The organism is Dictyoglomus sp., from assembly GCA_025060475.1.
GTDB lineage: Bacteria > Dictyoglomota > Dictyoglomia > Dictyoglomales > Dictyoglomaceae > NZ13-RE01.
On the sequence record JANXBZ010000005.1, the window covers coordinates 14,388 to 37,678 of the forward strand.

The 23,291-nt window shown below is 30.9% G+C and carries 21 protein-coding genes; all 21 read left to right on the plus strand.

What is annotated here, in order from left to right; translation table 11 throughout:
* Window positions 1-88: 88 nt before the first annotated feature.
* The 21 genes from rseP to NZ841_03670 all read left to right on the plus strand — a co-directional run bounded on the left by rseP (window position 89) and on the right by NZ841_03670 (window position 23,283).
* Window positions 89-1,129, plus strand: a complete 1,041-nt coding sequence (gene rseP / locus NZ841_03570) for an RIP metalloprotease RseP (GenBank protein ID MCS7201835.1) — start codon at window positions 89-91, stop codon at window positions 1,127-1,129.
* The gene (gene ispG, locus NZ841_03575; GenBank protein MCS7201836.1) at window positions 1,129-2,193 is read left to right on the plus strand and encodes a flavodoxin-dependent (E)-4-hydroxy-3-methylbut-2-enyl-diphosphate synthase; all 1,065 of its coding nucleotides are present in this window, start codon (window positions 1,129-1,131) and stop codon (window positions 2,191-2,193) included. Before rseP ends, ispG begins: the two co-directional genes overlap by 1 nt.
* Window positions 2,194-2,206: 13 nt before the next feature.
* Window positions 2,207-3,697: a ribonuclease Y gene (rny, locus tag NZ841_03580; GenBank protein MCS7201837.1), complete on the plus strand. Its 1,491-nt coding sequence runs from the start codon at window positions 2,207-2,209 to the stop codon at window positions 3,695-3,697.
* A 6-nt stretch (window positions 3,698-3,703) separates the two neighbouring features.
* Window positions 3,704-4,489: a TIGR00282 family metallophosphoesterase gene (locus NZ841_03585; GenBank protein ID MCS7201838.1), complete on the plus strand. Its 786-nt coding sequence runs from the start codon at window positions 3,704-3,706 to the stop codon at window positions 4,487-4,489.
* 56 nt (window positions 4,490-4,545) lie between these two features.
* A complete protein-coding gene (locus NZ841_03590) occupies window positions 4,546-4,806 on the plus strand; it encodes a stage V sporulation protein S (protein ID MCS7201839.1) in 261 nt (86 codons plus the stop codon).
* A gap of 119 nt (window positions 4,807-4,925) precedes the next feature.
* Window positions 4,926-5,132, plus strand: a complete 207-nt coding sequence (gene rpmE / locus NZ841_03595) for a 50S ribosomal protein L31 (GenBank protein ID MCS7201840.1) — start codon at window positions 4,926-4,928, stop codon at window positions 5,130-5,132.
* Window positions 5,132-5,791 carry an FAD-dependent thymidylate synthase gene (gene thyX / locus NZ841_03600; protein MCS7201841.1) on the plus strand — a complete coding sequence of 220 codons (660 nt, stop codon included), beginning with the start codon at window positions 5,132-5,134 and terminating at the stop codon, window positions 5,789-5,791. The genes rpmE and thyX overlap by 1 nt, the downstream gene beginning before the upstream one ends.
* A gap of 6 nt (window positions 5,792-5,797) precedes the next feature.
* A complete protein-coding gene (locus NZ841_03605) occupies window positions 5,798-6,388 on the plus strand; it encodes a thymidine kinase (protein ID MCS7201842.1) in 591 nt (196 codons plus the stop codon).
* Window positions 6,385-7,287, plus strand: coding sequence for a DUF1385 domain-containing protein (locus NZ841_03610; protein ID MCS7201843.1), 903 nt, complete (start codon window positions 6,385-6,387; stop codon window positions 7,285-7,287). Before NZ841_03605 ends, NZ841_03610 begins: the two co-directional genes overlap by 4 nt.
* Window positions 7,241-8,344 carry a peptide chain release factor 1 gene (gene prfA / locus NZ841_03615; protein ID MCS7201844.1) on the plus strand — a complete coding sequence of 368 codons (1,104 nt, stop codon included), beginning with the start codon at window positions 7,241-7,243 and terminating at the stop codon, window positions 8,342-8,344. The genes NZ841_03610 and prfA overlap by 47 nt, the downstream gene beginning before the upstream one ends.
* The gene (locus NZ841_03620; GenBank protein ID MCS7201845.1) at window positions 8,334-9,179 is read left to right on the plus strand and encodes a peptide chain release factor N(5)-glutamine methyltransferase; all 846 of its coding nucleotides are present in this window, start codon (window positions 8,334-8,336) and stop codon (window positions 9,177-9,179) included. The genes prfA and NZ841_03620 overlap by 11 nt, the downstream gene beginning before the upstream one ends.
* Window positions 9,164-10,186: an L-threonylcarbamoyladenylate synthase gene (locus NZ841_03625; GenBank protein ID MCS7201846.1), complete on the plus strand. Its 1,023-nt coding sequence runs from the start codon at window positions 9,164-9,166 to the stop codon at window positions 10,184-10,186. Before NZ841_03620 ends, NZ841_03625 begins: the two co-directional genes overlap by 16 nt.
* A complete protein-coding gene (rpiB, locus tag NZ841_03630; GenBank protein ID MCS7201847.1) occupies window positions 10,164-10,610 on the plus strand; it encodes a ribose 5-phosphate isomerase B in 447 nt (148 codons plus the stop codon). The genes NZ841_03625 and rpiB overlap by 23 nt, the downstream gene beginning before the upstream one ends.
* Window positions 10,607-11,860 (plus strand): serine hydroxymethyltransferase, encoded by a 1,254-nt coding sequence (locus NZ841_03635; protein MCS7201848.1) that lies wholly within the window; start codon window positions 10,607-10,609, stop codon window positions 11,858-11,860. The genes rpiB and NZ841_03635 overlap by 4 nt, the downstream gene beginning before the upstream one ends.
* A 4-nt stretch (window positions 11,861-11,864) precedes the next feature.
* Window positions 11,865-12,488 carry a uracil phosphoribosyltransferase gene (gene upp, locus NZ841_03640; GenBank protein ID MCS7201849.1) on the plus strand — a complete coding sequence of 208 codons (624 nt, stop codon included), beginning with the start codon at window positions 11,865-11,867 and terminating at the stop codon, window positions 12,486-12,488.
* 18 nt (window positions 12,489-12,506) lie between these two features.
* Window positions 12,507-13,775, plus strand: a complete 1,269-nt coding sequence (murA, locus tag NZ841_03645) for a UDP-N-acetylglucosamine 1-carboxyvinyltransferase (protein MCS7201850.1) — start codon at window positions 12,507-12,509, stop codon at window positions 13,773-13,775.
* Window positions 13,772-15,154, plus strand: a complete 1,383-nt coding sequence (locus NZ841_03650; GenBank protein ID MCS7201851.1) for a hypothetical protein — start codon at window positions 13,772-13,774, stop codon at window positions 15,152-15,154. Before murA ends, NZ841_03650 begins: the two co-directional genes overlap by 4 nt.
* Before the next feature lie 191 nt (window positions 15,155-15,345).
* A complete protein-coding gene (locus NZ841_03655; protein MCS7201852.1) occupies window positions 15,346-18,447 on the plus strand; it encodes a translocation/assembly module TamB in 3,102 nt (1,033 codons plus the stop codon).
* A 20-nt stretch (window positions 18,448-18,467) separates the two neighbouring features.
* Window positions 18,468-21,344 (plus strand): BamA/TamA family outer membrane protein, encoded by a 2,877-nt coding sequence (locus tag NZ841_03660; protein MCS7201853.1) that lies wholly within the window; start codon window positions 18,468-18,470, stop codon window positions 21,342-21,344.
* A 17-nt stretch (window positions 21,345-21,361) separates the two neighbouring features.
* Window positions 21,362-22,825, plus strand: a complete 1,464-nt coding sequence (locus NZ841_03665; protein MCS7201854.1) for a hypothetical protein — start codon at window positions 21,362-21,364, stop codon at window positions 22,823-22,825.
* A gap of 20 nt (window positions 22,826-22,845) precedes the next feature.
* Window positions 22,846-23,283 carry an OmpH family outer membrane protein gene (locus tag NZ841_03670; GenBank protein ID MCS7201855.1) on the plus strand — a complete coding sequence of 146 codons (438 nt, stop codon included), beginning with the start codon at window positions 22,846-22,848 and terminating at the stop codon, window positions 23,281-23,283.
* Window positions 23,284-23,291: the final 8 nt, after the last annotated feature.

The following is a 23,291-nucleotide window of genomic DNA, read 5'->3' on the forward strand; positions in this document are numbered from 1 at the left end:
TTATATAATTTTTGATGTTAAAAATAAACAAAAGATTGTTCCATTTAATGTTTTGGAGATTGTAGTAAAAAAAGGAGGTAATTAGAAAATGACACCCTTATGGGTTTTATTAGTTTTTGCTCTTCTTATTATTCCTCACGAGTTTGGGCATTTTATTGCATCGAGAATTTTTGGGGTAAAGGTTTACGAGTTTTCTATAGGTTTTGGCCCAAAAATTTTTGAGATTAAAGGTAAAAAAACAAAATATGTACTAAGAATGATTCCTTTAGGTGGATTTGTTAAAATGGCTGGAGTAGATGATTTAGGAGAAGAAGGCTCAATTTCAAATGAAGAGAAATTTAATAATAAAGCTCCTTGGCAGAGATTTCTTATTCTTTTTTCTGGATCATTAATGAATTTTATTTTAGCTATATTTCTCTTTTGTCTTGTGTTTTTATTAGGGGTTTCTCATCCTGTTCCAAGAGTTAGAGAGGTTCTTCCGGGAAAACCAGCAAGTATAGCAGGATTTCAGCCAAAGGATAAAATTATTTCCATAAATAATATAAAAATTGAGAAAGTTGATGATGCGATAAGAATAATAAGAGAATCTGTTCCTAATCCTCAAATAAGAAAACCTGTTAAGTTTGAAATTGAAAGAAATGGTAAAATATTGACTTTGGAAGTTATTCCTGAGTGGGAAGAGGAAAGAAAAGGGGGTTTTATTGGAATTGCTTTTGATTATGAAGTTAGGCGATATCCTCTTTTTTTAGCAATTAAAGAAAGTTTTTCTTTATTTCTAACTATAATAGTTTTAACTTTTTCTGTTTTAGGTATGTTATTTAAAGGAGCGCAGGGAATATCCTTTACTGGACCCATAGGAATTGCTAAATTGACAGGAGAGGCAGTTTCCGCAGGATATCAATATCTTTTGAATTTTATGGGATTTTTTAGTATTCAGTTGGGAATATTTAATCTTATTCCCTTCCCTGCGTTAGATGGGGGGAGAATTCTTTTTATATTGATTGAAAAGATAAGAGGAAAGCCCTTGGAAACAAGAAAAGAAGAAATAATTCATTGGATTGGGCTTTTAATTTTATTTTCTTTAATGCTATTAATTACATTTTTTGATATTCAAAGGTTGAGAAAATAATGAGAAAAACAAGAGTTGTAAAAGTTGGAAATGTTCTTATTGGTGGAAACAATCCCATAAGGGTACAGTCTATGACAAAAACTCCTACCTATGATGTAAAAAGAACTCTTATGCAAATTCACAGACTATATAAAAGAGGATGTGAGTTAGTAAGGGTGGGAGTGCCTGATAAAGATTCTGCGTTAGCTCTGGGAAAGATTAAAAAGAAGAGTCCTATTCCTATTATTGCTGATATACATTTCGATTATAAATTAGCTTTAATCGCTTTAGAACAAGGAGTGGATAAATTAAGATTAAACCCAGGAAATATTAAGAATCCTAAATATATCTCATTAATAGCAAAGGAAGCTAAAGCAAGGGGGGTGCCGATAAGAGTAGGTAGTAATGCTGGTTCTTTGAGTCAGGAAATTCTAAAAAAACATGGAGGAGTAACACCTCTTGCGTTGGTAGAAAGTGCTCTCTCAGAAATTAGAATCTTAGAAGAAGAAGATTTTCATGATATTGTGGTTTCTGTGAAGGCATCTTCTGTCCCCTTAACTATATCTGCTTATAGAATTTTAAGTGAAAAAGTTGACTATCCTTTACATGTAGGTATTACGGAAGCAGGAACTTTGATTTCTGGAAGTATAAGGTCAAGTATTGGTATAGGAGTATTATTATTAGAAGGAATTGGGGATACCATAAGAGTTTCTTTATCTACAAATCCTGAAAAAGAAGTAGATGTTGCTTATGAGATATTGAGCAGTTTGGGTTTAAGAAGTAAGGGTGTAAGAATAATTTCTTGTCCTATGTGTGCCCGTTCCCATTTTCCTGTGGATAGGATGGCAAAAATTATAGAAAGGGAATTTAGAAATTATCCTCTAAATCTTACTATTGCGATAATGGGATGTGAAGTAAACGGCCCAGGAGAAGCAAAAGAGGCAGATTTAGGTATAACAGGTTCCTCTAATAGGGTTTTTCTTTTTAAATATGGTAAGATAATAAAAGAGGGTTCTTGGGACTATATAATGGAAGAATTAAGGTTAGAACTGGAAAGGATTAAAAAGGAGGTGAAGAGCAATTAATACCTTAATTTATATACTAATATTTGTTATAGGTTCTCTGTTAGGATATTTTGCAAGAAAGGTAATAGAGAAGAAGATTTCTGAAAATGCTGAAAAGAAAGCAAAGGAACTGTTAGAAAGTGCGAGAGTGAGAGCAGAAGAAGAAAAAAAGGCTATTATATTGGAAGGCAAGGAGGAGATTTATAGATTAAAAACAGAAACAGAAAGAGAATTGAGAGAAAAAAAACAAGAATTATTAACTTTGGAAAGAAGAATTCTTCAAAGAGAGGAAAATCTTGAAAGAAAGGAAGAATTATTACTAAAGAAAGAACAGGAAATTGATCATAGATTAAACGAGATAAAAGAATTACAAAGAAAGCAGATAGAAGAGCTTCAGAATATTGCACAATTGACTAAAGAAGAAGCCAAAGAACTCTTATTGATTAAGTTAGAAGAGGAATTACAAAGAGATATTGCTATTAGAATAAAAGAAGCAGAAACGAGATTTAGAGAAATAGCGGATAGGAAAGCAAAGGAAATATTAAGTGAGGCTATTCAGAGATGTGCAGTAGAACATACTATAGAATCTACTGTTTCTGTTGTTTCGCTTCCCAGCGAGGAAATGAAAGGAAGGATAATTGGAAGAGAAGGGAGAAATATCAGAACTTTTGAAACCTTAACAGGAGTAGATCTAATAATTGATGATACTCCTGAAGCAGTAGTACTCTCTTCCTTTGATCCTATAAGAAGAGAAATTGCAAGAATTGCTCTTGAAAGATTAGTAAAAGATGGAAGAATTCATCCTGCAAGGATAGAGGAAATGGTTAATAAAGCAAAGAAGGAAGTAGAAAATAGAATAAGAGAAGAAGGAGAAAGGGCAATGCTGGAAGTAGGAATTCATAATCTCCATCCAGATCTTATTAAAACCTTAGGAAGACTTTATTATAGAAGTAGCTATGGACAAAATGTTCTTCAACATTCCATTGAAGTTGCAAAATTGGCAGGGATAATAGCATCGGAGTTGCACTTGGATGCAGGAATAGCAAAAAGAGCTGGATTACTTCATGATATAGGAAAGGCAATTGATTATGAAACAGAGGGCTCTCACGCTATATTAGGATCCGAACTTCTTAAAAGATATGACGAACATCCTGATATTGTTCATGCTGTGGCAGCTCATCATGAAGAGATACCTTTAGTAAAGCTCTTAGATATTATAATCCAAGTGGCAGATAGCATTTCCGCTGTAAGACCTGGCGCTCGAAGAGAGAGTATCGAGGTTTATATAAAAAGATTAGAAAAATTAGAAGAAATTGCTATGTCTTTTCCAGGAGTTGATAAGGCCTATGCAATACAAGCTGGAAGAGAAGTAAGAGTTATAGTTGATCCTGATAATATAGATGATTTATCTGCAACTCGTTTAGCATATCAAATAGCAAAAAAAATAGAAAAGGAAATGGAATATCCTGGACAAATCAAGGTTACAGTTATAAGAGAAACAAGAGCTATAGAGTATGCAAGGTAAAAAAATATGAAAGTACTTTTTTTAGGTGATATTGTAGGTAACATTGGCAGAAAAGGTATATCCCTATTTCTACCTGAAGTCAAAGAGGAGTATGATATAGATTTAGTAATAGGAAATGTAGAAAATGCTGCTGCTGGTTTTGGAATTACAGAGAAGGTTGTTAAGGAAATTATTGAAGCAGGGGTTGATGTATTGACTAGTGGGAATCATATATGGGATAAAAAAGAGGGAATATCCCTATTAGACTCTTGTGAAAGAATATTAAGACCTGCAAATTATCCCAAAGGGGTACCTGGAAAAGGTTATATTATCCTCTCGCATTTTGGAAGAAAAATTTGTATAATAAATCTACAGGGGAGAATATTTATGGAAGCCATAGATAATCCCTTTACAGTTGTAGAAGAAGTAGTTGAAAAAGTTAAAAAAGAGACTAATATAATATTGGTAGATATGCATGCAGAGGCTACGTCAGAGAAAATGGCAATGGGGTATTTCTTAGATGGTAAAGTTTCTGCAGTTGTTGGAACTCATACTCATGTTCAAACTGCTGATGAGAGAATTTTAGAAGGGGGGACAGGATATATTACAGATGTAGGTATGTGTGGTGCAGAAAATTCTATTTTGGGGGTGGAAAAGGAGGCTGTTCTTAAAAAATTTCTTCTCCAAATTCCTCAACGTTTTGAAATTCCAGAAAAAGGACTTTTTAAAATGGAAGGGGTGATTATCGAGATAGAAGAATCTACAGGTAAAACTAAAAAAATAGAAAGATTGCAAAGGAGGGGAAGAATATAGGAGAGAAAGAAAAATCTGCCATGGGAGAGAAGAAGTGGACAAAAGGAGGTAAAATCATGGAAGTTTTAAAAGTATCAGCTAAATCTAATCCTAATGCAGTTGCAGGAGCATTAGCAGGTGTAATTCGTGAAAGGGGTCGTGCAGAAATTCAAGTTATAGGAGCAGGAGCAGTAAATCAAGCAGTAAAAGCTATAGCGATTACTAGAGGTTATGTTGCTCCAAGTGGCATTGATTTGATTTGTATCCCTGCTTTTACTGATGTACAAATTGATGGAGAAGAAAGAACAGCTATCCGATTTATTGTTGAGCCTCGTTAGAAAAAAATATTTTTGAAATTTCGTTGGAAGGCGGAGAATGTTTTTCTCCGCCTTCTTTAATTTTTATGATATAATTCATAAGATTATAAAGTTATAAAGAAGGAGGATTTTTATAAATTATGAAAAAAGGAATTCATCCATTAATGAAAAAGGCAAAAATTGTTTGTGCCTGTGGAGCAGTATATGAAACATTGTCTACAAAAGAATATATGACAACTGAAATATGTTCTAAATGCCATCCTTTCTTTACAGGGCAAAGAAAATTTGTAGATACAGAAAGAAGAGTAGAAAAGTTTTCTAGGAAATATAATTGGGAAATTAAGTAGTGTTAAGGGTAGAGCTTATTTCTTATACGCCAGAGCCTGAGAAAGTATGTGCTCTGGCTATGCGTCTTTGTCATTTTAAAGGATCCTTAGAAGAATTAAGGGATGCTCTAAATCCTTTAGAGATAGATAGACTTTTAAAAAAAGCAAAAAAGCTTCAACATTTGTCAGTTTTTGAGCATGCTTATTTTACTTTTTATATAGAAGGAATTTCTCGAGTAACTACCCATCAATTAGTAAGACATAGAATTGCCTCATATTCCCAGCAAAGCCAGAGATTTGTTAAAGTAAAAGAGGAAACGATAATTCCTATTAGTATCGAGAGAAATGATGAAATTAAAAAGCTTTATGAATCTGCTATTGAAAATGCTTTTCAATGTTATGAAAAATTAATAGAAATGGGAGTTCCTAAAGAAGATGCTCGTTATCTTTTACCTCAGGCGGTGGAGACAAAAATTATTGTTTCTATGAATGCTAGAGAACTTATGCATTTTTTCTCTCTAAGAACATGCAATAATTCTCAATGGGAGATAAGAGAAATGGCATGGAAAATGTTAGAAAAGGTCAAAGAAGTAGCACCTATTATTTTTTCTGATGCAGGTCCTTATTGTTTTAGGGGTCCATGTCCTGAAGGAAAAAATTGTGTTCCTGAAAGAAGGTGAGGAATTATGGAATTTATTAATAATCCTTCAGGATGGATAGAAGTTATCTGTGGTGGAATGTATAGCGGAAAAAGTGAGGAACTTATTAGAAGAATAAGAAGAGCTCAAATTGCAAGGCAAAAAGTTCAAGTTTTTAAACATAGTTTAGATACAAGATATGGAAGAGATTATGTTATATCTCATACAGGACTAAAAATAGAAGCCATATTAGTGTCTAATAGTGCTGAGATTGAAGAAAAGTTAGATAAAGATGCTCAAGTAATAGCTATCGAAGAAGGACAATTTTTTGATATGGGACTGGTTAAGGTTTGTCAAAAACTAGCAGACCAAGGAAAAAGGGTAATTGTGGCGGGATTAGATCAAGATTTTCGTGGAGAGCCCTTTGGTCCTATGCCATATCTATTAGCAGTAGCGGAGTATGTAGATAAACTTCATGCTATATGTATGAAGTGTGGGAATCTTGCTAGTAAAACTCAAAGGATTATAAATGGTAAACCTGCTTACTATGATGACCCTATAATATTAGTAGGAGCCTTTGAGGTATATGAGGCTCGTTGTAGAAAATGTCATATTGTTTTAAGAAGGGATGATCTATGAAAAGAGAAGAAAATATTGGAGGACAAGCAGTATATGAAGGTGTAATGATGAGGCGGGGATTAAATCTCGCAATAGCGGTAAAGAATTCCCAAGGAGAGATTTTAGTAGAAAAATATCAATTACAATCTTTTCTAAAAAAATGGTTAAATTTTCCCTTTCTAAGGGGTTTAGTAATTCTAATGGATTCTTTAATTTGGGGAATAAAAGCATTAAACTATTCTATAAATGTTTCTTCTCCTTCTGATGAGAAAATTGATGAAAATTGGGGGATATTTTTTGCTTTTTTATTAAGTATAGTTCTTTTTATTGCCCTTTTTATTGTTCTTCCTTTATTAATAATAAAACCTGTAGAAAAATTTATATCATCCTTAATAATTTTAAGATTATTAGAAGGACTAGCTCGTTTAACTATTTTTATAATTTATTTACTTTTTGTAAGTAAAATAAAAGAGATTTATAGAGTGTTTCAATATCATGGAGCGGAACATAAGACTGTTCTTTGTTATGAAGCAGGGGAGAATTTAACTGTGGAAAATTGTAGAAAATTTTCAAGGTTTCATCCTCGATGTGGTACCTCTTTTCTTCTTGTGGTAATGATTATCAGTATATTAATTTTTTCGTTATTAGGAAAGCAGAGCTTTATAGAAAGAATAATCTCAAGAGTTCTGCTTATTCCTATTATATTTAGTGTTTCTTATGAAATAATTAGACTAGCTTCTAAATATAGGGATTTTTTATTATGGAGAATACTAATTTTACCTGGCTTATGGATGCAATATTTTACAACAAAAGAACCTGATGATTCCCAGTTGGAGATTGCTATTAGAGCTCTTAAGGAGGTGTTAGAAGAAGATGCTACACCAAAACTTTCTTCAGAAGCTTCAGAGTATAGAGAATAGGTTTAACGAGCTAGAGGAGCTCTTAGCAAATTCTGAGGTTGTTTTGGATATTAATAGGTATCAGAATTTACTTAAGGAAAGAGGTAAATTAGAAAAAATTGTTAATGATTTTAGAGAATATAAAAAACTTTTAAAAGAAAAGGAAGATACTGAAAGTTTATTGGATGAGACTGAGGATGAAGAATTAAGGCTTTTAGCGGAAGCAGAATTAGAAAAATTACAAAAAAGGCTTGAGGAATTGGAATTTTCACTAAAATCCTCTCTTATCCCAGAAGATCCTAATGACGAACGAAATATAATTATGGAAATAAGAGCTGGAACAGGCGGAGAAGAGGCTGCGTTGTTTGCAGCAGACTTATTTAGAATGTATGTAGGATATGCTCAGAAAAAAGGTTGGAAAATTGATATAGTAAGTTCTAATCCTACGGGTCTAGGAGGTTTTAAAGAAATAATATTTTTAGTAGAAGGAAAAGGAGCTTATAGTAGGTTAAAATTTGAGAGTGGAGTTCATAGAGTCCAAAGAGTTCCTATAACTGAATCTTCTGGAAGAATTCACACCTCTACAGCTACTGTTGCTGTTCTTCCTGAAATGGAAGAAATTGAAGTTGAAATAGATCCAAAAGATTTAAGAATTGAGACCTTTCGTTCTAGTGGAGCAGGAGGACAGCATGTAAATAAGACTGAATCAGGAGTAAGAATAACTCATATTCCTACAGGTATTGTGGTTCAGTGTCAAGATGAGAGGTCTCAACATCAGAATAGGGAGAAGGCTATGAGAGTTTTGAGAGCACGTCTATATGAACATTTAAAAGAAGAAAAAGAAGCAGAAATAGCGTCTAAAAGAAAGGCTCAAGTAGGTTCGGGAGAGAGAAGTGAAAAGATTAGAACATATAATTTTCCTCAGAGAAGAGTTACCGATCATAGGATAAATTATTCTTCTTTTCAATTAGAGGAAGTTCTCTCAGGAGAATTAGATGAATTTATAGATAGACTAATTCTTATGGAAAAAGAAAATCAAATTAAGAAAATTTTGGAGGAGGTAGCCACTGCTTCTTAGAGAAGCTCTACTTAAAGCTAAAAAGGAATTGGAAAAAATTAATTCCTCTGCTTCTCATTTGGAAGCAGAGATATTATTGTCATTAGCTTTAAATGTTGAAAGATCTTATATTTATCTATTTGATTATCTTAATGACGAACAAGAAAAGAAGTTCAATTATCTACTAAAGAAAAGATTGCAAGGAATACCAATAAACTATTTACAGAAGAAGAAATATTTTTATGATTTAGAATTAGAAATAGAAGAAGGGACTTTTATTCCTCGCCCAGAAACTGAATTGTTGTTAGAAAAGTCAATAGAAATAATTAGAGATAGAAATATCAATTCTTTAGTAGAAATTGGAATTGGTTCTGGAAATATTATTATCCCTCTTGCCTTAAGATTTCCCAATTTAAAAATCTTTGGTTGTGACATATCTTCAAAGGCATTGAAAATAACAATGAAAAATGCCAAAAAATATGGAGTACATGATAATATTGAGCTTTTTTTAGGTCCATTTCTTTTTCCTATCTTATTGAGAAATATATCTGTAGATCTCGTAATATCTAATCCTCCTTACATATCTTCTATGGAGATGTTTCTGCTTCCAAAAGAGGTTAAAAAAGAGCCTTGGGATGCTCTTTATGGTGGATTTGATGGGTGTAATTTTTATAGAGAATTGTTTAAAGAAATAAAAGCTTTAGATAAAATTATTATGATCTTAGAAATTTCTCCTTTTATTTTAAATAGACTTTTAGAGATTTTAAATTTATTTTTCAAAAATTTTTCCTTTGAGATTTATAGAGATTATTCAGATAAAGCGAGAATTCTAAAAATAGAATGTCAAAGTATTTAAAAATTGATCCCAATAATATCTCAAGAGAAGATTTAGATTATGCTGTAAAGATTCTAGAAGAAGGTGGCTTAGTTGCTTTTCCTACAGAAACTGTATATGGGTTAGGGGCAGATGCTTTTAACCCTCTTGCGATAAAAAAGATATTCATAGCAAAAGAAAGACCGTTAGATAATCCTATAATAGTACATGTAGGTAAAATAGAGGAAGTTTACTCTCTTGCTGAGTATATACCCCATGAGGCAGAAAAATTAATTAAGAATTTTTGGCCTGGTCCTTTGACATTGATACTACCTCGTTCTTCTTTAGTAAATGATTTAATAACTGCAGGAAGTGATAAGGTTGCTATAAGACAGCCTAGTCATCCCGTGGCTTTGGCTTTATTAAGGGCCTTTGGTAGACCAATTTGTGCTCCATCTGCGAACTTGTCAGGAAGACCAAGTCCTACAAAGGCGGAGCATGTTATTAAGGACTTAGGAAATAGAATTGATTTGATTTTAGATGGAGGAGAAGTAACTTGGGGAGTTGAGTCTACAGTTTTAGATTTGACTTCAGAAACTCCAACAATTTTTAGACCAGGAGCTTGTCCTAAAGAAGATATTGAAAGAATTTTAGGAAAAAAAGTTGAAATATGGAAGGGAAAGGGGAAAAATGTTCCATCTCCTGGTTTAAAACATAAACACTATGCTCCAAAAGTTCCTCTATATATTATCGAAAATTTTAACGATGAATGGAAAAATAGGATAAATAAATTTATTGAGGAAGGAAAAAGGGTAGGAGTTTTAGCATCGGAAGAATATAGAAGTTTTTATCCTGATAGTGTAAAATTAGTAATAGTTGGCACAAGAAAAAATTTAGCTACTATAGCAAGCAATCTTTTTGGAGCAATGAGATATTTAGAAGAAGAAGTTGATATTATTCTAAGTGAAGCCTATCCCTTAGAAGGTTTAGGCTTGGCAATAATGGATAGGTTGAGGAGAGCGTCTTATGAAAATAGCAATTGGCTCTGATCATGCAGGTTATGAGTTAAAGGAAGAATTAAAAAAATGGCTCGAAGAATGGAATATAAGTTATCATGATTTTGGGACTTATTCTCCTGAAAGGGCGGATTATCCAGATTATGCTATATTGGTTGCAAAAGCAGTTGCAAAGGGTGGTTTCGATAAAGGAATTTTAATTTGTGGTACTGGAATTGGCATGAGTATAGTTGCAAATAAAGTTAAGGGAATTAGAGCAGCATTATGTCGAGATCCCTACGAAGCAAGAATGAGTAGAGAGCATAACGATGCTAATATTCTTGCTCTAGGAGGTAGAGTTTTAGGAAAAGATTTAGCAAAGGAAATTGTTAAAGTTTTCCTATCTTCAGAATTTGCAGGTGGTAGACATAAATTAAGAGTACAAAAAATTTTAAAATATGAGGAGGAGTTGTTGTGAGATATCTTCCTTATGTAGATCCTGAGATTTACTCTGCAATTATAAAGGAAGAAGAAAGAGAAGAATATCATTTAGAATTGATTGCATCTGAGAATTTTGTTAGTCCTGCAATCTTAGAAGCACAAGGCTCGGTTCTCACTAATAAATATGCAGAGGGATATCCTGGCAGAAGGTATTATGGTGGTTGTACGTATGTAGATGAGGTTGAAGAACTAGCAAGAAGTAGATTAAAACAATTGTATAATGCTGAGCATGCTAATGTTCAACCTCATTCAGGAAGTCAGGCAAATATGGCAGTTTATTATGTTGTTCTGAATCCGGGGGATACTGTTTTAGGTATGAATCTTGCTCATGGTGGGCATCTTACTCACGGAAGTCCTGTAAATATATCAGGAAAATTTTTTAAATTCTATTTTTATGGTGTAGATAAAGAGACAGAAAAAATAAATTATGACGATGTATATAAGTTAGCTAAAGAAGTAAAACCTAAATTGATTGTTGCAGGTGCAAGTGCTTATCCAAGAATAATAGATTTTGCAAAATTTGCAGAAATTGCTGAGGATGTGGGAAGTTATCTTATGGTAGATATGGCTCATATAGCAGGTTTAGTTGCAGCAGGATTACATCCCTCGCCTGTGCCCTATGCTCAATTTGTGACAAGTACTACTCATAAAACTTTAAGAGGACCAAGAGGAGGATTTATTCTTTGTAAAAAGGAATTTGCAAAGGAAATTGATAAAGCAGTTTTTCCAGGAATTCAAGGTGGTCCCCTTATGCACGTGATTGCTGCAAAGGCTGTAGCATTTAAAGAGGCCATGTCCAAGGAATTTGCAGAATACCAGAAACAAATCATTCTAAATTCTCAGGCGTTAGCTGAAGAATTGTTAAAATTAGGATATAGACTTGTTAGTGGTGGAACAGATAATCATCTTATCCTTGTAGATTTAAGAAATATAAATCTTACAGGAAAAATAGCTGAGAAAATTTTAGAGGAGGCAGGTATTACGGTAAATAAAAATGCAATTCCTTTTGATCCTCAACCCCCAACAATAACCAGTGGCATAAGAATTGGAACTCCTGCTCTAACTACCCGAGGAATGAAAGAAAAAGAGATGAAATATGTTGCTCAGTTAATTCATGAGGTTCTTTCCTCTCCTGAGGATGAAAAGACAAGAATAAGAGTAAAAGAGAAAGTTAAGGAATTATGTGAAGAATTTCCTATTTATAAAAATTTCTTGAGAAAGGAGTAAATAAATGGTTCATGTTGTAGAACATCCATTAATTCAACATAAATTAACAATGCTTAGAGATAAGAATACGGGTCCAAAGGATTTTAGAGAACTTTTAGAAGAAATTTCAAGTCTTATGGTGTATGAAGTAACAAAGAATCTTCCTTTAGAAGAAATAGAAATTGAAACTCCTTTAAAAAAGACAAAGGGTAAGGTATTGGCAAATAAAGAAATTGGAATAGTCCCTATTTTAAGGGCAGGTTTAGTTATGGCAGAAGGAATTCTTAAGCTTTTGCCTTCTGCGAAGGTAGGACATATTGGTTTATATAGAGATCATGAAACATTACAACCTGTTCAGTATTACACGAAGCTTCCTGAAGATATAGATAAAAGAGAAGTTATAGTGGTAGATCCTATGCTTGCTACTGGTGGATCTGCCATTGCAGCTATTTCTATATTAAAGGCCAAAAAAGTTAAAAATATAAAGTTTGTATGTTTAATTGCCTCTCCAGAAGGAATCAAGGCTTTAGAATCTTCTCATCCTGATGTAGAGATTTATACTGCAGCTATTGATGAATATCTAGATGAGAATGGATATATAGTTCCAGGGCTTGGAGATGCTGGAGATCGACTATTTGGGACAAAGTAAATCTGAGGAGACAATTTTATGGGAGAAAGTTTCATAATAGAGGGAGGACATAGGTTAAAAGGAGAGATTAGTGTTTTTGGAAGTAAAAATTCTTCTCTCCCTATAATGGCAGCGTCGATTCTTGCGGGAGGAAAGTTGATATTAGATAATGTACCCCCCGTTAAAGATATATTTACTATGGCAGAAATTCTAAGTTATATTGGCTTAGAAATCAATATTGGTGATAATCAGGTAATTATAAAAGGAGAACCTAAAAATTTTGAGGCCCCATATGAATTGGTTTCTAAGATGAGAGCTTCCTTCGAATTGTTAGGTCCATTATTGACAAAATTTGGAGAAGCAAAGATACCATATCCAGGAGGATGTAGGATTGGGTTGAGACCTATTGATCTTCATCTTAAGGGATTTGAAAGCATGGGAGCAGAAATTACTGTAGAAAAGGGATTTGTTTATGCAAGAGCTAAAAAAGGGCTTAAGGGGGCAAAAATATATCTTGATAAACCTAGTGTTGGAGCCACAAGAAATATTATGATGGCAGCAGTTTTAGCGAAGGGAGAAACTGTAATAGAAAATGCTGCGTGTGAACCTGAAGTTGTTGATTTGGGAAATTTTTTAAAAGCTCAAGGTGCAGAGATAGAAGGCTTAGGAACCTCTGTGATCTATATCACTGGAAAAAATGAACTTAAGAGTATAGAATATTATAAGGTCATTCCTGATAGGATTGCTGCTGGTACTTATATTATTGCTAGTGTTATGATAGGTAAGGAAGTGCTAATAAAAAATGTGGAAGTTGATCACTTACAAAGTTTATTTATAAAATTAAAAGAGGCGGGAGTGGATAATTTTCTAATAAAAGATAAGGAAGTATTGATTAGAGGAGCTAAAAACTGGAAGGGTATAGAGATAAATACTATGCCTTATCCTGGATTTCCTACTGATCTACAGCCTCAAATTATGGTTTTTGCTTGCCTTGCCCAAGGAAGCAGTGTTATAGTTGAGAATATTTTTGAAAATAGATTTTCCCATGTAGGAGAACTTCTTAGGTTGGGTGCAAAAATAAGTATTGAGGGAAGAACTGCGATGATACAGGGAGTTTCTAAGCTAATAGGGGCACCTGTGGAAGCTACAGATTTGAGAGCAGGTGCAGCTTTAGTAATTGCAGGTTTAGTTGCAGAGGGTGAAACAGAAGTATTAGAAGCAGGGGAACATATAGATAGGGGTTATGTAAATTTAGAAAAAGAATTTTCTAATTTGGGTGCTAAAATTAAAAGAGTAAGAAAATCATGAGAAGAGTTTTAATAATTTTAATAACTTTATTAGGTCTTTTTTGGATAATAATTCTATCTTCTCCCTTTTGGATAAAGCCCCTATTTTTGTATATCTTAGAAAGAAATTTGGGTGGAAGAATAGAAATAGAAAAAGTAAGTTTTGCTTTTCCGAACAAAATCTATGCTGGGAATATTAATATTGGCAATAATATTATACTTGCAAATATTGGTTTATCCATTGGAAACATCTTAAGATTTTCCCCTATAAGTTTGGATTTAATAAAACCTAAAATTGTAATAATTCGTAACGAAAAAGGAGAATGGACTTTCCCTTCAATCCCTGGATTAGAAGGAGCATCAGGAGGGACATTTCCTAATATAGAAATAAAAGCAAAGATAAATGACGGTGTTGTAATTGTTAGAGATGTGTCAACTAAAAAAGAAATTACTATTTCCAAATTAAATGGGAATTTAGTATATAAAGATCATAAAATAACATACACAGTAACCTCATTACTAACTGAAGAAGTTTATAAAAGTTTTGGAGTATATAATCTCTCTAATAATTCAGGAAATTTGTCTTTTGAATTTAAAAATGCAAATGCTAAAGATTGGGCTCCCTTTTTTATACCTGATTTATTTTTAATAAATTCTGGAAAGTTTAATGGTAATATTACTGTATTTAATGAGGGTGTTAATTGGTTTGTAAAAGGGAATATAGATGCTAGTAAAGTCAAAATTAGTTTGAAAGATTTTAACTTAACTGTAGATAATTTTGATACAAAGATAATCTTTGATAAAGAAACTATAAAATTAGAAAAGGGACTTGGAGAATGGAATGGTGCAATTATAAATACTTCGGGAAGAATTCTTCCTGAATTATTCCTTGATATAAATATTAAAAACTTGAATCTATTAAGATTTAATTTACCTATAATTGGACAAGGAGATGGAAATCTTAAAATAACTGGGAAATTAGAAAATCCTAATATCTTAGCAAAATTTTCTATTAAAGAAGGTAGTATATATGACTTATCCTTTTCTAACCTCGAAATTACCTCTAATTCTGTATTTCCTAAATTAAATATAAATATTTCTACTTTCTTGGAATCAGGAAGAATTGAAGGTATTTTAAATTATGACCTTAATAAAACTCAGGGAAGCGTTTCTCTTAAAGGTTTAAATATTAATATAAAAAATTTGGCAAAATCTTTAAATCTTCCTCCTCTTGAGGGGGTTGCCTCTTTAAAAATAGAAGGAAAAGGAGAAAAAATTTGGAAATTTAATATTGAAGGAGAAATATCTGAAGGAAAATTAGGAGAATATTCTGCGGAAAAAATAAAATTTAATATAGACGGAGAAGGAGATTTCGCAAATTTTTTTTCCCAAGCAAAGTAAAATTTAATTTTGAGACATTATCTTCTAATAGAATTATTCTAAATTCTAAAATTAATGCTTATTATTCTTATGTAACAAAAACTTATATAATTAGCGGGAAAATTCATCCTGGTACATTAAAAAGTATAAATATAGTAGGAATCTTTGATCCAAAAGAGAAAAAGGGAAATATTCGACTTATTTTCCCCTTAATGGATGTTAGTGAAATTTCCTCTTTATTCCATGCAAATTTAAGAGATCTTAAAGGTAAAATATATGGTTCTATCAGAATAAAAGGAGAAATATTTAAGAATCCTTTTTTCGAAATAAGCATTACGGGAAAAGATTTAAAATATCAAGAATTTTCTATAACAAGATTGTATATTTTATCAATGGGAGAAGATCTATCAAATCTGACTATAAGAAATGTTACCTTTAATATTGACAAAAATTATTTTAACGGTTCAGGATCCTTAAATCTTTTAAGAGGAAGTGGAGAGATTAAAGGAAATATTTATGTCAGTCCTTTGAATAGTCTTTTTTCCTTCTCTTGGAAGGGAGATTTAAGAGAAGGAAAGGGGGAAATAATTCCAAGAGATTTTCGTCAAAAAGGTAAGATAACTTTTAATAGTAAGGGAGATATTTCTGGAAGCTTTTCTATTCCTATATTTAGGGGAATTCTTAGCTTAGAAATTACAGGGAAAAATTGGAAGTGGAAGGTTTATGGAAAGGGAGAAAATCTTGAGAAATATTTGAAATTAATAGAGTTTACAGTAAAAGATGATTTTAGTTTCCATGGGAATTTATCATTAGATTTAGATGATAATATGATTGATTTAACAGTATCGGGAATTTATAAAGATGGAAAGATTACTGGGGATTTGGAAATAGGTGATTTGAAGGGAAAAATAATTTATGATTTTAAAAATCTTGTTGAGATTAAAGATATATACTATTCCAAACTTAGATTAGGAGAGATCATTTTGGATATTAACTCTCAAGGCTTAGATATAAAGGGAAATGTATTAGAAGGGGAGCTTTATGGAAGATTTAGTTCTGATAGAGTAGTAATAGATTTTAATGAGATAAATCTGAAATCAATATCGGAAGATTTAAGAGGTAAAGTTAATGGGGAAATTGTGTTTGAAGATTTTCCTAAATTTAAGATCGTCAGTGATGAAATTCTTTTTAAAGATATAAAATTTAAAAGAATTAATCTTACTGGAAAAGTCAAAAAGGGATTATATTTTGATAGTTTTTCTTTATTCCTTTTTGATAAGTTCGAAATTAATGGGAACATTTATGTTCAAGAAAGAAATGGAAAGTTTGAGATTAAGGGAAAGATATTAGAAAATGAATTTTTAGGAGAATATGAGAATGGAGCCTTAAATTTATATGGAGATAGATTTATTTTGAATCAACCCAAATTTATTGTAGAAAACTGGAAAATATATTTTGATGATAAAGATTTTTTAAATTTAAGTTTGAGAGGGGAGATTTATGGAATTTTATTAGAAATTAGGGGTATCTTGAAGGATGAGTTTGATTTCAAACTTTCTTTAGCTCCTTTATCGAATTTTAAGCTTTTTTCTCCTTATAATTATCTTATAAAAAGTGAATGGAGAGGAAATTTAGAATTTAAAAATAATATCAATTTAACTCTAAATTTATTAAAAACTGAAGTTCCAAGAATTATGAGTGGTAAGATATCGGGAAATCTTCAGGATACAATTTGGAATTTATCGGGTAATTTTGATTTTATAGATAATGGTAATTTAAAATTCTTCTTAGAATCTAATGGAAGAGGAAAAATAGAAGGAAAGTTCTTACCGTTGGATATATTGAAAGATCTAAAAATTATGAATATCTCTGGAAATATTTTAGATATAAATCTTAATTTAGAAGCTTTTTCCTTAGAAAATGGAGATTTATATCTTGCTTTTGATTTTCCGCCAGTGAAAAAGAAATTAGAGAGTAATTTAAGAATAATAAAAGAAGATAAATATAAAATCAAAGGAGATATTTTAAAGCTTAGCAAAAATAAGGGAGTAATTGATGGAATCTTTGATTCTAAAAATTTTGAGGTTAATATTTTCTTACCTGATAGTGAGTTTTTATATGTACTCACACCAATAGAGAATATAAAAAATTTAGAAAAGGGAAGAATTAATATTAATATTTCAGGAAGTTTTGAAAAGTTTAAAGGTATAGGAAAGATATTGTTTTCTCAACCTGTTATTATTCCTTCTTTTCTAAATAAAATCTATTCTATGGATTTTATATTAACATACGAAAAAAATAAGATTTCTATAGAGTCTTTAGAGATAGAAACAGAAAGTTCAAAAATCTCTGGATGTGGAGAGATTTATCCTGAACTTAACTTATATTTAAATCTTCCTAGAATTTCTTTGAACTTTCCTTACTTTTTCCAAGGTTATAGTGATTGGGAAGTCAACATTAAAAATATAAAAGAACCTCTATTAGAAGGAAATGTTCTGATTTATAACTCTATGATTTCTTATTCTCAAGGGGAAATAAAGGAACTTTCTAATCTTCCGAAGATAAAACTTTCTCTAGATGTGAACTTAGGAGAAAATATTAATTTTTATCTTCCTAACTTGCTAAATTTATCTCTAAAAGGAAGAGTTAAAGTTTTAGGAGAACTTTCTAAGCCTCTTTTAACGGGAAAAATTGATTTTGTAAAAGGGAATATACAGTTATTAAACAGGAATTTTTTAATAGATTATGGATATATAAAGTTTCCTGGTTTAAGTTACGAGGAGAATATTTGGGAATTGTCTGGATTTTCTTTTATACAAAATTACTTAGTTACTTTAAAAGCCTATGGTTTTATGGGACAATCTTCTATTTATCTTACTTCAAGTCCCCCTCTTTCGCTAAAGGAGATATTATTTTTATTATTGGGACAAGAAAGATTAACTCTTGCAAAGGAAGAAACTATTCCATTTTATTCCCTTTTAGAGGACATTCCTTTAGGAATTCAAAGTTTCTTAAGTGGAATTTTAACTGAATATCTTTTAAATCCTCTACTATCGGAGATTAGTAGAATTCTAGGTTTAGAATCCATAAGGATACAATATACTTTAGAATCCTTCCTACCTACTTGGAATAAAATAATTTTGGAGAAAAAATTAAGAGAAGATATAATAATGAGGATGGATTATTCTTTAGAAAAAGGTTTATTTAGTAATTTGGAATTGGAGTATTTATTGAAAGGTGGATTAATCCTAAAATGGATTTATACTTTTGAAGGGGAAACTTTATTTTCTTTTGAATATAAAACAAAATTTTAGAGAAAGGAAGGTGGAAATTTTTGAAAAAGTTTATCTATATATTAGTATTATTTTTAGTAATCTTTAATCACGTCTTTTCTCAACAGGTACCATACAAAATTTTAAATATAGATATTCAAGGAAATCAGAAAATTAGCAAAGAAGAGATCTTAAAAATTATTAATATTAAAATTGGATCAGAAATTGACGATAAAAAATTGGAAGAAGTTAAAAAAAGATTAGAAGAGACAACATTTTTTCTTTCTGTAAACATATTAAAAGAGGTTAAGAAAGATGGTATTATTTTGACTTTTCAGCTCATAGAAACACCCTTTCTAGTTTGGATTTCTGGAATAAGATTTTTAGGTTTAAAAAATGTTGAGATAAATACTATTAAAAATCTTCTCTTTCTTCCCCATCTTGGATGGAGTACTGATTTGAAGATTTGGGATCAGAGAAAAAGATTTTTGGAGACGGGTTATTTCGAAGATATTGAGATAAAAGAGGAAAAAACAGAGAGCGGTATAATTCTTAACTTTATATTTACTGAAAGACCCATTCTAGAAAGAATAGGATATTTTGGAGTAAATAAAGCTTCTCTAGAAAAAATTCAGGAAATAGTACAGTTAAAACCTGGAGATTTTATATCAAAATCCCTCTTAGAAGAAAAGAAAGAAAGTCTGATACAAACAGGTTTCTTTTCAAAGGTAGACTTTATTTTTACTGAGGAAAATAAAAGAGCTTATGTGTTTTTCTATTTTGTCGAGAATCCTTTAATATCTGAAATATCCTTTGAAGGATTGAATAATATAACTAATTTGGAGATAATAGAAATTTTAGATTTAAAAGGAAAGATAGAAAATAATGTTTTTAAACCCTCAGAGAAATTATTCTATTCTGAAAAATTGATGGAAAATTATATAGAAAAGTTATTGACTACGGGATATTTCGAAAAGATTTCCTGGGAGATTGAGGAAAAAGAAAATATTAAAGTTAGATTAGTCTTTAAAGAAAATCTACCAATCTTAAGAATTTCTATTCAAGGAAATGTTAATCTTCCAACGGACAAAATAATTTCTCTTCTCTCTTTAAGGAAAAAGGAGTTCTATAACGAAGATTTTGTTGAAGAAAAAAGAAATATTTTATTAAATAGTTCTTATTTTGACAGTGTAGAAGTAAAAAAGATATTTAGTAGTTCTGGAGTTTATCTTACTTTTATAGTGAAGGAGAACCCAATAATATCTTCGATTAGATTGGAAGGATTAAAATACTTAGATTTTGATGTTTTAGAAAGATATATTATTTTGAAAAAAGGAGATTTCTTAAATGAAAATAAAATAAAGGAGCAAATTTCAAAATTTGAAGAATCAGGATACTTTCAAGATATCGATGTGGTGAAAAACATAAATCAAGATAAAGTAGATTTAGTTTTTAAATTAAAAGAAAATCCAATCATTAATAAAATAACCTTTAAAGGTCTTTATAGCTTGGCTTTTGACGAACTCAAAAAGATTATGAGTTTAAAAGAAGGAAGACCTATAAATTATAATCTTTTGAGAGAAGACATAAATAATTTACAAAAATACTTACAACAAAAAGGATTTGTTTTTACAATTTTGCAGGAATTTAGATTCACCGAAGAAGGATATTTAATATTCTTCTTTAGAGAATATATTGTTGAAGAAATTAACGTTCAAATTCAACCTGCAACGGAAACTTCTACTCTTTCTTTCATGGCGTTTTTAAGAAGACCAACAGAAGAAAATGTGGTAAGAAGGGAGATATCTTTAAAAGTCTTAGAGGCCTTTAACTGGGAAAAGGTAAAGCAGGATTTACAGAGAATATATAACACTGGAATATTTGAAGATGTATCCATAAAATTAGAACCTGGTTCTGAAGAGGATAAGATTAAAGTAATTTATATTGCTAAGGAAAAGTTAACAGGATCTATAAATTTTGGGGGTGGATATGGCATATCTACTGGTTTCTATGGATATATAGAATATATGGAAAATAATCTATTTGGAAAAGCTCAGAAGTTGAGTTTAAATCTTCAAATAGTAGGATCAGGAAAGATGAATTATCAAATTAGTTTCTCTGATCCTTGGTTTTTAGGAGATAGAAATAATTTTCAATTAAAGTTATATGATAAGAAAAGTACAATTACAACAATTATTGAGAATGAGTCAAAAAATATAGATGAGGAAAGAGTTGGTGGAAGTTTTTCCTTTTATTATCCTATTGTAGGAAATTTAAGTTTAGGCTTAGGTTTTAAATATGAAAAGGTATGGCAGAGAATCTCTGGAGCGACTTATACGGAAAATGATATTGCTAGTATAAATCTTAGTGTGATGAGAGACACAAGGGATTTTATTTTAAATCCTACTCAGGGTTCAAGACAAGTATTGAGTGCTGAATTTGCAGGTGGAGGAAGTAGTTCTAACTATGCAAAATACCAAGGAGAACTTCAGTGGCATTTCCCTTTAACTAATAGAGATGCCATTACTTTATCTCAAATGAAAGAAAGACAAGTTTTATCCTTAAAATTCGGTATTGGATTATCAGAAGGAAATTTACCTTCCTCTGAATTATTCACATTAGGAGGAGCGAATTCCATCAGGGGATATGTAGATAATGAATTTAGAGGAGATGCTTATATTGTACTTAATTTACAATATAGATTTCCTTTGGGGAGTGGATTATACGGAGTTTTATTCTTTGATTTAGGAAATGCCTTTTCTTTAAGAAGTATTTCTTCTCTTAGAGATATTAAGCTTTATAGTGGAATAGGAATAGGAATAAGGTATGAGACTTTAGTTATTCCCATAAGACTGGATTTTGGATATAATTTTGGGCAAGATCCATTAGATCCTAATACAAGATGGAGAATTCATTTTAGTTTTGGAGATGTATTTTAAGAAATGGAGGGAAGAAATTGAGAAGGAGTTTTTTAATATTAATAATTTTTCTCTTTATTTTTAATTTGGCATATGGTGAAGAATTTTTCCTTCAGGGAGTTATATTTAAAGGAATTAAATTTACTCCTTATTCTCAAATACAAGATTTAATAAATATTAAACCCTTTCAAAGTTACACCAAGGAAAAAATAGAAGAAGAGATTAAAAAAATAAAAGATACGAAAATATTTGAGGATGTAGCCTATTCTTTGAATAAAATCAATGGAGGATATGAATTAATAATTGAGGTAAAGGAATATCCTGTAATAGAAAAGGTAGTATTTCCTAAAATAAGGCTATTAGATGAAAAGGAAATTAGAAAAAATATTTATTCAGATTCTGGAAGATTCTTTATATTAGCCCAGGTTCAAGAAGATATTGATAAGATTAAAAATTTATATAAAAACTATGGTTTTCTTCTTGTAGAGGAGCCTAAATTTAAATTTGAAAGAAACATACTAAGTTTTACTTGGAAAGAACTTCTGCCAATAAAAGAAATTATATATGAAACAAAGTCTTATAAAGAAGAAGAAATTATAAAAAAATTAGTAAATATTAAAATAGGCGAAGATTTAAATATTAAGAAAATAGATTTGGCAAATCAAAAATTATTAAGAGATGGGATACCTCTAATAATTAAATATAATTATAAACTTGAGGAAGATGGTACTATTTTATACCTTTCTTTGGTATATCTTTTCAAAAATTCTATTTCCTTTTCTCTAACTTCTCCTTTAAATTTCCATATAAGTTATTCTTTTTATGATTTAAACTGGGGCAGGATAACCTTAAATTCATTAATTATGAGAGAAAATCCCTCTTTATATAAACTGACATGGGAAAAGGAAAATTTTCATGTTCTACTGGATAATAACTATATATCTCTTTTATTTTTAAGGGAATTCGGAGAAGATGTCATAGCAAAGGTAGGATATCGATTTGCTCTTAATCCTCAGGGAAACAAAGCTCTTCTCTTTTCTTTTGAGAAAAATACCTTAATTAAAAGAGAATTTATTAATACAAATGGTAATTTACTATGTCTATCTTTGGATTTTATAGGAGGAGGTTCTCCTGAAAACTACACTCTTTTGAGATTATTAACTGATAATTATTGGAGCTATGGAGAAAAATTTGAAGAAAGAATTTTAGAAGCAAAGGGAGAATTAAGATATGTTTTAGGGAAATCTCAAGAAAAAAGCGGTATAAATATTAAATTTAGTTATGGATTCCCTCTGTCCTTAAATAGCTATATTTTTATAAATATTGGAGGTGAGAGTGAATTTGATTCATCAGAAATTAAGAGTCTCTCAGATGTTATTTTCAACCTTTGGGGTGGTTTAGATTTTATTTGGACTGATAACCCATGGATTCTTAAGTCTTCTATTATTTTAAAATCTATTGAAAAATTAGAGTGGAAAGCTTGTACCACAATAAATTTTTAAAAATTTAGGAGGTATTAAAAATGAAAAATTATAAAGTAAGTATAATATTAGTAATAGCTATAGCATTTCTCTTTATGGGCTTAAGATTTGTAACTGCCCAGACTCCTGCTGTTAGAATAGCTTATGTAGATCAGCAGAAAATTATTCAAAGCTATACTCCTTTATTTAATGCCTATAATAAGCTTAATCAAGAGTATCAAACAAGATTATCTAAGCTTCAGGAAGCTCAACAACAAGGAAAATCTCAGGAAGAGATTAAAAAATTAGCAGATCAATATGATAAGGAACTCCTTCCCTATAAACAGGCAGTAGATACTCTGATGAAAGAGGTAGAAAAAGCCTTTTCAGAATTAGCTAAAAAAGAAGGCTATAACGTGGTTTTAGATAAAAACGCAGTAGTCTGGGGTGGGATTGATATAACTGATAAGATAATCTCTCAACTTACAGGGAAAAAGTAAGGTGATTT